Origin of the sequence: Accumulibacter sp., assembly GCF_016789985.1 — a bacterium.
Taxonomy (GTDB): Bacteria; Pseudomonadota; Gammaproteobacteria; order Burkholderiales; family Rhodocyclaceae; genus Accumulibacter.
Genome location: NZ_JAEUOL010000224.1, coordinates 1 through 9796, shown reverse-complemented (window position 1 = coordinate 9796; position 9796 = coordinate 1). Strand labels below are relative to the sequence as shown.

Below are 9796 nucleotides of genomic sequence, written 5' to 3'. Positions count from 1 at the left end.
ACCGACCAGCCCACCCGGTTTCTCGCTGGCGCATTTGTCGATCTGGCCGTTTATGACCATGCTGTAGCGGATGGCAATACGGCGGATTCCCGCAAGATTACGGGCACTCTCCCGGATCAGATCGACAGAACGCTGACCTACCTTCAGACAAGTCCATATCTTGCAGTGGTTTCGGAGAAGGATGGTCTCGGGAGGAGCGACAAGCCTGCCTACAGCGCGTATGCATTACAGGAAGCAATCGTCAATGCGCTCGTGCATCGGGACTACGAGCTCGACGGCTCGCAGGTGATCGTGACTCTGTTTCCCGATCGGATCGAGATCAAGAATCCCGGTGGCCTGCACAACACGCTGACGCCAGAGAACTTGTATGCAGGCTGCCAACCGATCCGCCGGAATCAGCACTTGGCCGGTTTCCTGCGCGACTTCCGCAGCCCTTGGAGTAAGCGTAGCTACATGGAGGCGCGCGGCGAAGGATTCCTGACCATGATTCGGGAAAGCGAACGACTGAGTGGACAGCGACCAACTTTCCGATCGGAGGGGCAGGCAATCACGTTGACGATTTTTTCGGCCTCACCGCTGAATGTCTGAGCTGTCGCGCATATGCAGAAGACATGAGCTATGACAGAAATGAAAAGGCCGGCGCACATGGCGTCGGCCCAACTCCTTCTGCCTTCGGCAGATGAGATGGATGCATGATGGGTTATCCGAGTGCCGGAAGTCAAGGTGACTTGGCATGTGTTCGACAGCGTTGGGGGCGGCATGCTCAGTGAACTAAGGCTTCTGACGCTGGCCCAGTTGGAGAAGGCCGCCATCGACTCCGGCTTTGATGTGGTTGGCGGGCCTGGCAACAGTCTGATGTCGTTTCGCAGCAGCCAGTGTCCGTTGAAGGTTTGGCTCGGCATCCTGGACGCTCGACCTTTGGTTGGCCTTTCCATGGCGAATGTCGCGGCCGAGCTGGATCGGCCCCCCATTTCTGCGCCATTGCCGGTTGAAGATTGCTCGGCATGGATCACTGCAGTGGATTTCGTGGACCTGGATCGCTTGCTGAGCCGCGCCTTCGCCCTGTCGCGAGCCCTTCCAAACCAGTTGCTCGAATCGTGGGAGCAGCAGGTTCAAACGCTTTCTGCCACTGAACGAGAGTCGGTTGTCCGCCAACGCGTGGGACAGGAGTTATTCCGGGAGGGACTCCTGACGCTCTGGGCGGGGCGTTGCGCGGTCACAGGTTTGGATGAGCCCGTGCTGCTCCGCGCCAGCCACGCCAAGCCGTGGAAGGATGCAAACGATGCGGAACGCCTCGATGTCTACAATGGCCTGCTGCTCGCTGCGCATCTGGATGCCGCCTTCGACAAGGGATTGATTACGGTGGATGAGAGCGGAGCGGTGGTTCCAAGCCCGTCCTTGTCGCCGATGTCACTTCAGGTGCTGGGTTTGGACAGCGAACGGCCGATTGTAAAGCTGCGCGTTCAACATCAACCCTACATGAAATGGCATCGGGAACATGTATTCCAGGAATGAGGAAGCATAACAGTGCTCAGCAAGCTGATTACCCGTTCGACACTCGATGATCTTGCGGGCGGTGCCGCCTTTCTGCGTGGCGAGGAATACTTTTCCGTCGGCGCAGTCGGTCGCTTGCGCGCCATCGATGACAAGATCACCGCCAAGGTCGAAGGCGCCGAGACCTACCAGGTCGAATTATGGGAGGACAACGGCGAACTGGCCTACGACTGCACCTGCCCACGCGCCGCGGACGGCTATTTCTGCAAGCACTGTGTCGCGGTGGGGCTGGCCTGGCTCGCAGATCGGGTGTCGGATGAAGACCCCAAGGCAAAACCAGGCAAGAGCAAAAGCAAGGCCAAACGCCGTGACCCCTGGCGGGACATCAAGGATTTTCTGGATACGCAGTCGCCTGAAACCTTGATTGAATTCCTGCTCGATGTCGCCCAGCGCGATGACCGGCTCTACCAGTCGCTGTTGCTCAAGGCCGAACGGGTTGTTGGCGGTGGCAATGTAGTCCAGGCATTTCGGCGCGCAATCGATGAGGCGTCGAGCATCCACGGGTTCATCGACTGGCGCGATGTCGGCACTTTCGCCGGCAATATCGATCAAGTTGTCGATTCGCTGGCTGAACTACTCAAGCCCGACACGGCGGCCGTGCTGGTGGAACTCGCCGAGTACGCCATCGAGCGCGTCGAGCATGCGCTGGAGCAGGTCGACGACTCGAATGGCGAGATTGGCGGCATCGTCAGTCGCCTGGGCGAGATGCACCTCCAGGCGTGCACGATGGCCATGCCGGATGCTGCTGCACTGGCTGAACGCCTGTTCCGCTTGGAAACGACCTTGCCCTTCGGCGTATGCAGCTTTGACGCCGCGACGTACCGGAGTGCCCTCGGCAAAAAGGGCCTGCAACGCTATCGCGAACTGGCCGAGGCGGAGTGGCGCAAGATCAAACCGCGGTCCGACGACAAAGGCTACGACGGACATCGTTTTCGCATCGCCCACATCATGGAGCGCCTGGCCGAGGCCGGCGGCGACATCGACGAACTGGTGGCGATCAAGTCCAAGGATCTTTCGTCCAGCTATCGCTACCTCGGCATCGCCGAAACCCTGGCCAAGGCAGGTCGGGCAGACGATGCGCTGGAGTGGGCCGAACGCGGCCTGAAGGCCTTCCCGGATAGTCCGCACAACGATCTGCGCGATTTCCTGGCGGCGATCTACCTCAAACGCAATCGTAAGGACGAAGCCCTGCAACTGACCTGGGTCCAGTTCGAGGAACGTCCCGGCCTGGAAACCTTCAAAAAGCTGCATGATGTCGCCGGGAAACTCGGCCTCTGGCCAGCGCAGCGCGAGCGGGCGTTGGCCCAACTCGCCGACCTTGCTGCCCGCGAGGCTGCGGCAATCAGTCGCTGGAAACCCAAGCCTTCGCTGCCAAACTATTCCCTGCGGGTATCGATCGCCTTGTGGGAAGAGGACCTGGACGCAGCGTGGACGGCGGCTCACCAGGGTATTTGCGACCGCAACCTGCTGGTCACGCTGGCCGGCAAGCTGGAGTCGGCCCGACCGGAGGATGCCATCAGTCTTTACCGGCAAGTCGTTCCGAGGATCGTGGACCAAACCAATAACTCCGCCTACTACGAGGGCATCCAGCTGATCCGCAAGGTGGGCGGATTGATGAAAACGCTGAATCAATCCCGGCAATTCGGTGACTATCTGGCCGAGTTGCGGGTGCAGTTCAAGCCGAAGCGGAATTTCATCAAGTTGGTGGACGACCTTGCCCGCTCGACGGCAGCCGCGAAATGAGCCGGGTAATGCATTCTGTGGTCTTGCGCAGGATTGGATATAATGAAACCTTATGTCCGCCTTTTCTCCATCCTCTGCGGCTCTCTATCGTCGGCGCTGGCGTAAACCTGCTGCCTGACCGACCTATTGCGCTCAAGTGGGCGCGCGAGACTCCCCCACCTGCCTGTGACACTGGGTTGCCCAGTGCGGGAAAAGCGGGTATCGAACTAAGGATTGTGATTGACAACACAATAAAATCAATGGGATAGATAGAATATGCTGCTGATGATCGACAACTATGACTCCTTTACCTACAACCTCGTCCAGTATTTCGGCGAGCTGGGACAGGACGTCAAGGTGTTTCGCAACGATGCCATCACGATTGCCGAGATCAGCCGCCTGAAACCGGCCCTGCTCGTCATCTCGCCTGGCCCGAGCGCGCCGATGCAGGCCGGCATCTCGCTCACCGCGATTCGCGAGTTTGCCGGCAGGATTCCGCTCCTCGGCGTGTGCCTGGGCCACCAGGCAATCGGTGAGGCTTTTGGCGGCCGGGTTGTGCACGCCAAGAAGCTGATGCACGGCAAGGTTTCGCCGGTACACCACTCGGCCCAGGGAGTTTTCCGCGGTCTGCCCAATCCCTTGACCTGCACGCGCTATCATTCGCTCGCAGTCGAGCGCGCTTCACTGCCCGATTGCCTGGAAATCACCGCCTGGACGGACGACGAGGAGATCATGGGACTGCGCCACAAGACCTTGCCGGTCGAGGGGGTCCAGTTCCATCCGGAATCCATTCTCACCGAGCGAGGCCACGATCTGTTGAAGAACTTCCTTGAGGAGTACGCCCAATGAAACCGCAGGACGCCCTGGCGCGGGTCATCGAGCACCGCGAGATCTTTCACGACGAAATGGTGTCCCTGATGCGTCAGATCATGGGCGGCGAGGTGACACCGGTAATGATCGCCGCGATCATCACCGGCCTGCGGGTCAAGAAGGAAACGATCGGCGAAATCTCGGCGGCGGCGCAGGTCATGCGCGAGCTGTCCACCAAGGTTCAGGTCAGCGACCCCTCGCACCTGGTCGACACCTGCGGAACGGGTGGCGACGGCGCGCAGACCTTCAATATTTCCACTGCGGCGATGTTTGTCGCGGCGGCGGCCGGCGCTCGCGTTGCCAAACACGGTGGGCGCTCGGTTTCGTCGCAGTCGGGCAGTGCCGACGTCCTCGAGGCGCTCGGTGCGAACATCAACCTGACGCCCGAACAGGTCGGGCGCAGCGTCGATGAAGTCGGCGTCGGTTTCATGTTCGCTCCCAACCACCACAGTGCCATGAGGCACGCGGCGCCGGTGCGCCGCGAACTTGGCGTGCGTACCCTGTTCAACATTCTCGGTCCGCTGACCAACCCGGCCAATGCGGCCAACCAGGTGCTCGGTGTCTTCCACCCTGACCTGGTCGGCATCCAGGTGCGTGTTCTGCAACGCCTCGGCAGTTCGCACGCCCTCTCGGTTTTCGGTCGCGAGGGACTCGACGAGATATCGATCTCCGGCGAGACCCTGGTTGGCGAACTGAAGAACGGGCGAGTCGAGGAATACGCGATCCATCCCGAACACTTCAACCTGCCGGTGCACGATCCACGGGTATTGCGGGTGACCAGCGTCGAAGAGTCGAAAGCCATGCTGCTGGCCTCGCTGGAAAACCGCAGCGGCGCCGCGCGTGACATCGTCGCCCTCAACGCGGGCGCCAGCATCTATGTCGGCGGCCTGGCCGCAACCCTTGCCGATGGCGTTGACCGGGCCTTCGAAAGCATCGCTTCAGGTGCCGCACGCACCAGGCTCGACGAGTTCGTCAGGTTCACGCAACGCTTCGCGGCGTGATCGCCCGGCTTGCTTCGGAGACAGGGCATGCCGCAGCGACCAGCCACCAAGCCGCTTGATGCCCGCTGCGCCGGGTGCGGGGATCAGGCGGGACGACAGCAATACCAGGCCGACCAGGTGCTCCCTGCGGATCGGGCGGCTACAGCACGGCGATGAGCGACATCCTCAACCGCATTCTTGCCGTCAAGCGCGAAGAAGTCGCCGCGGCGCGCTGCATCAAGCCGCTTTCCGGAATGCAGGTCGCTGCCGAGCGGCAGCCGGCAGCGCGTGACTTTGCCGGTGCCATGCGCAACCGGATCACCGCCGGCCAGCCGGCGGTGATCGCCGAAATCAAGAAGGCCAGCCCATCGCGTGGCGTTCTGCGCGCCGATTTTCGCCCGGCCGAAGTCGCCGCCAGTTATGAGCAACATGGCGCGGCCTGTCTCTCGGTGCTCACCGATCACCAGTTCTTTCAGGGCGCGCCGGCCTACCTGCAGGCAGCGCGTGCCGCCTGCAGTCTGCCCGTCCTGCGCAAGGATTTCATCGTGGACGCCTATCAGGTGCACGAAGCACGGGCGATCGGCGCTGATGCCATCCTGCTGATCGTCGCTGCGCTGAGCCTTTCGGCAATGCGCGACTTCGCGGCGATCGCCGACGGTCTCGGCATGGCCGTTCTGGTCGAAGTGCACGACCGCCAGGAACTCGATCTCGCGCTGCAGCTCGCGACGCCACTGGTCGGCATCAACAACCGCAACCTGCGCAGCTTCGAGGTCAGCCTGCAGACCACCCTCGATCTCCTCCCCTACATCCCTGCCGACCGCATCGTGATCACCGAAAGCGGCATTCTCGACGGCGCAGATGTGCAGTTGATGCGCGAGCACGGGGTCAACGCCTTTCTCGTCGGCGAAGCCTTCATGCGCGCCGTCGAACCGGGCGAGGCGCTGGCCGAACTGTTCTCCTGACCGGCGGGCAAGCCGCAGCACGCCCCTGGCGGTCCGCTGAAGTCATCTGGTTGCAGCGTGTACCAGTTTGAAAAAGCATTTGGCGGGACAAATCGCCACGCCTGTTGCAAAAACCCAACAACTGCCTGCTTGCGTTCAGAGAAAGCGTTCGGGGAACTTGCTCCGACCATCCTCGTTTGCCAGAATCGCTCCAACTTCTCGTTTCTTTTTCGAGAGGTCCAGTTTGGTGAGGCTGCGGTTCGCTTCATCGATCTCAAACCTAGAGGAGATTCACAATGCAAAAGAAACTCATCGCACTGGCAGTCGCCAGCCTGGCCTCGGGCGCTGCTTTTGCCCAAACCAACGTCACCCTGTACGGTATCGCCGACGCTGGCTATGTTTATAGCCAGGGCGACGCCGTCATCAACGGCACCAACAAGTTCAGCGGCGTGCAATCCGGCCTGCTGAGCGGCTCGCGCCTCGGCTTCCGCGGCGAAGAGGCTCTGGGCAACGGCCTCAAGGCCATCTTCACCCTCGAGTACTCGCTGAACATCGACAACAACTCCGGCATCGGCAACACCCAGGGCGGTGGCCTGAACGCTCGCCAGCAATTCGTCGGTCTCTCCAGCGGTTTCGGCACCATCGCTCTTGGCCGTCAGTATTCCCCGGGCTATCAGGCCACGGCGAACAATGACCCGGCCGCTGGCGCCGTCTTCGAACCGCAGTCCTTCATGACCGCCCAGGCCGGCAACACCATCACCCCGAACAGCGCTGCTCGCTGGGACAACGCCCTCACCTACACCAGCCCGAACTGGGGCGGCTTCACCGGCAAGGCGATCTACTCCTTCGGTGAGAACAGCTCCTGCACCGTGGCAACTCCCACCGTGGCCAACCCGCTTGCCACGACCACCGTCACCAGCCTTAACGACAATTGCGTATCCACCACCGACAACGGTCGCTGGGCCCTTGGTGCCAACTTCGCAACCGGTGCATTCAACATCGACGCTCTGTATCAGGTTCGCCAGAACGTGATGCCGGTCGGTGTGGTCAGCAACACCAACCTCTGGGGTAGCGACATCAACGAGTGGTACATCGGTGGCAGCTTCGACCTCAAGGTCGTCAAGCTGATGGCCAGCTATCAGGACCAAAACGACAAGAACTTCCTCAACAACGACAACAGCACCTGGTCGCTCGGTGCCGTCGTCCCGTTGGGTAACGCCAACATCCACCTCGCTTACGCTCAAACCGATTTCGACCAGGGTCTGGTCGACGGCAAGAGCCAGAGCGCGATGGCTGCTGTGACCTACAACTTCTCGAAGCGCACCACGTTCTACGCCGGTTATGTCTGGGCCAAGAACGACAACGACAGCGCAGGTCTGGGTCCGGTTGCCGGCGTCGGCGCTCCGGGCGAGAGCAACAACACCTTCCTGGCCGGTCTGCGTCACCAGTTCTAATCCGACCCCGGTCGGTTGTCTCCCGAAAACGGGCGCTGCGGCGCCCGTTTTTTTCGTCCGCTTGCGGGTTGTGGCGCATCCTCCGGGCGGTATGCCTGCATGCCCGGGAGGCAAGTGTGACAAAAAAGCAACACAACCGCTCATGCTTTGCCAGCAAGACCCGTAAGGCTTGCCCATAGCCTGTCGACCTGCCACAATCGACTCGTGCTTTCCTGTTGGCCCGTGCTGCGCAGACGGGCTTGGGATGAAAATCTTGCCGGTCTTACCACCTTTGCACCTTGAGGAGTTGTCAACATGATGAACAAGAAGCTTATCGCATTGGCTGTTTCCGGACTCGCGGCGGGTAGTGCCTTTGCCCAGAGCAATGTCACCGTCTATGGTGTTGCCGATGTCGGCTATGTCTACAGCCAGGGCAACGCCGGCGTTGGCGGCGGCACCAACAAGTTCAGCGGTCTCGCGGGCGGCGGCATCACGGCGGGCAACCGTCTCGGTTTCAAGGGCGAGGAAGCCCTCGGCAATGGTCTCAAGGCGGTGTTCACGCTTGAGTACGGCCTGCAGATGGACAACAACTCCGGTATCGGCAATACCGGCGGCCTCAATGCACGTCAACAGTTCGTCGGGCTCGCCAGCAATTACGGGACGATCTCCCTCGGCCGCCAGTATGCGCCGGGCTTCAACGCCACGGCCAACAACGACGCGCTCGAAGCAACGGACATGAGCATCCAGTCCAACATGAGTGTGTATTCCGGGATGGCAATCACGCCGAACAGCCCGGCCCGCTACGCCAACTCGATAGCCTACACCAGCAACAACCTGTCCGGCTTCACGGCGAGTGCCATCTACGGCTTCGGCGAAAGCAAGCTGAACAACACCTACAATGACAACGTCAACAGTATCTGGGATAATGGCCGGGTAGGCTTGGGCCTCAACTATGCCAACGGCCCGATCAATATCGATGCGGTGTATCAGTCACGCCTGCAGGAAGTCGTGCCGAATCTGTGTGCCGATCCGGCAGTGTGCAATGTCGCACCTCCCTACAAGGCCCCGGGTAGCGGCAAGAGCATCAATGAGTGGTACCTCGGTGGTAGCTATGACTTCCAGGTCGCCAAGATCTACGCCAGCTATCAGGCTCTGTACAACAACAACGATGTTCGCGTCAACGGCATCGATGACAGCAACCTCTGGACTGTCGGCGTCAGCGCGCCGTTCGGTAACGGGGTCTTTGGCCTGAGTTACGGCAGACTGTCGATCGATCGTGACGGACCCGATGGCAATAGCTGGGGTGCTGGCGCAATGTATCAATACAACCTGTCGAAGCGCACTGCCCTGTACATCGCCTACACCTACATCAACAACGACAAGTACTCGGTCCCTGTTCAGACACAGGTTGCTGGCGACGGCATCGGTATCGGTGCATTGGGTGAAGCCAACTATACCTTGGGAGCTGGCATCCGCCACAGCTTCTGATTCCGCTCTTTCCTCTCCAGGAATCGAGAACGGGCGCTTTGGCGCCCGTTCTTCTTTGGTATATGAAAGAGCAGGCTCAACCCTGACAAGTATCGGATGGTTGAAACATGGCTGGCGCAACACGGAATCGACGCTGGGACAGGTAACCCCCCCCTCTTTCGCGAGAGCGCCGCCAAGCGGGAATCTCGTGCTGACGCGCAGGCGCATCAGGTCCGAACCAGGGATTGATGGGTTCAGTGAGCGCGCAAACGGCCAAACACCGCGTGATCCAGGGGCACGAGAACCGTGCACTCAGCGATTTGGCGCCTGATCAAGTAGCCTCTTTCGGGCGAGGCGTTAATTGTGGCGAGGCCGGGAGATGTTTCCGGCGCTTGGCTTGCGGAAAAGCGCACTGTCTGCCGGGCTGGTCAATATCGAAGTCGGTATGGACAGCAGAACGTGATCGCAGATATTGGCGTTCGGGGGCTGCGGCACTGGTCGGCAAGGCCTCATGGGCGGGCCGAATGCTGGATTTCTGGTGGGTCGGGAGGGATTCGAACCCTCGACCAATGGATTAAAAGTCCACTGCTCTACCGACTGAGCTACCAACCCCGAAAAGCTGGCGATTATAGGCAAGGGCCGGTGGACTGTCAACGTGATCATCCCCTTACCCTTACCACCCATCACCTTTAATGTAATCTCTGATTATTACGAGGCAACACATTGAGAGACGATGGGAAAGACAGATAAGTTAGCGGACGAGGTACGGTTTGGTCTGGAAGAGGCCCTCCCTGGGATGCGCAAGACGATCCTGAAAAAGCTACCGCTA

At 60.4% G+C, this 9796-nt stretch carries 8 protein-coding genes and 1 tRNA gene; 8 read left to right on the top strand and 1 reads right to left on the bottom strand.

Annotation, left to right across the window (positions count from 1 at the left end; all coding sequences use genetic code 11):
- The 8 genes from JNK99_RS12940 to JNK99_RS12905 all read left to right on the top strand — a co-directional run.
- A partial coding sequence (locus JNK99_RS12940; protein WP_291853778.1) for an ATP-binding protein occupies window positions 1-588 on the top strand: 588 nt, incomplete at its 5' end.
- Between the two features lie 120 nt (window positions 589-708).
- Window positions 709-1515 (top strand): HNH endonuclease, encoded by an 807-nt coding sequence (locus JNK99_RS12935; protein WP_291853776.1) that lies wholly within the window; start codon window positions 709-711, stop codon window positions 1513-1515.
- 12 nt (window positions 1516-1527) lie between these two features.
- Complete coding sequence (locus JNK99_RS12930) at window positions 1528-3297, top strand: DUF6880 family protein (RefSeq protein WP_291853774.1); 1770 nt, start codon at window positions 1528-1530, stop codon at window positions 3295-3297.
- A gap of 255 nt (window positions 3298-3552) precedes the next feature.
- Entirely contained in the window at window positions 3553-4125 is a 573-nt protein-coding gene (locus JNK99_RS12925) for an aminodeoxychorismate/anthranilate synthase component II (protein ID WP_291853772.1), read from the top strand.
- The gene (gene trpD, locus JNK99_RS12920; protein WP_291853770.1) at window positions 4122-5147 is read left to right on the top strand and encodes an anthranilate phosphoribosyltransferase; all 1026 of its coding nucleotides are present in this window, start codon (window positions 4122-4124) and stop codon (window positions 5145-5147) included. The genes JNK99_RS12925 and trpD overlap by 4 nt, the downstream gene beginning before the upstream one ends.
- 152 nt (window positions 5148-5299) lie before the next feature.
- Window positions 5300-6088, top strand: coding sequence for an indole-3-glycerol phosphate synthase TrpC (trpC, locus tag JNK99_RS12915; protein WP_291853768.1), 789 nt, complete (start codon window positions 5300-5302; stop codon window positions 6086-6088).
- Between the two features lie 275 nt (window positions 6089-6363).
- On the top strand, window positions 6364-7521 hold the full coding sequence (locus JNK99_RS12910; protein ID WP_291853766.1) for a porin: 1158 nt from the start codon (window positions 6364-6366) through the stop codon (window positions 7519-7521).
- A gap of 294 nt (window positions 7522-7815) precedes the next feature.
- Window positions 7816-8988 (top strand): porin, encoded by a 1173-nt coding sequence (locus tag JNK99_RS12905; RefSeq protein ID WP_291853764.1) that lies wholly within the window; start codon window positions 7816-7818, stop codon window positions 8986-8988.
- Window positions 8989-9503: 515 nt separating this feature from the next.
- On the opposite strand, the gene JNK99_RS12900 is transcribed toward JNK99_RS12905, so the two are convergent.
- Window positions 9504-9579: transfer RNA gene (locus JNK99_RS12900), tRNA-Lys, on the bottom strand.
- Window positions 9580-9796 lie beyond the last annotated feature (217 nt).

What these genes read in the sequence shown, in the direction of transcription:
- JNK99_RS12925 (WP_291853772.1), top strand. Translation starts at nt 3,553, where the DNA reads ATGCTGCTGATGATCGACAACTATGACTCCTTTACCTACAACCTCGTC.
- trpD (WP_291853770.1), top strand. Translation starts at nt 4,122, where the DNA reads ATGAAACCGCAGGACGCCCTGGCGCGGGTCATCGAGCACCGCGAGATC.
- trpC (WP_291853768.1), top strand. Translation starts at nt 5,300, where the DNA reads ATGAGCGACATCCTCAACCGCATTCTTGCCGTCAAGCGCGAAGAAGTC.
- JNK99_RS12910 (WP_291853766.1), top strand. Translation starts at nt 6,364, where the DNA reads ATGCAAAAGAAACTCATCGCACTGGCAGTCGCCAGCCTGGCCTCGGGC.
- JNK99_RS12905 (WP_291853764.1), top strand. Translation starts at nt 7,816, where the DNA reads ATGATGAACAAGAAGCTTATCGCATTGGCTGTTTCCGGACTCGCGGCG.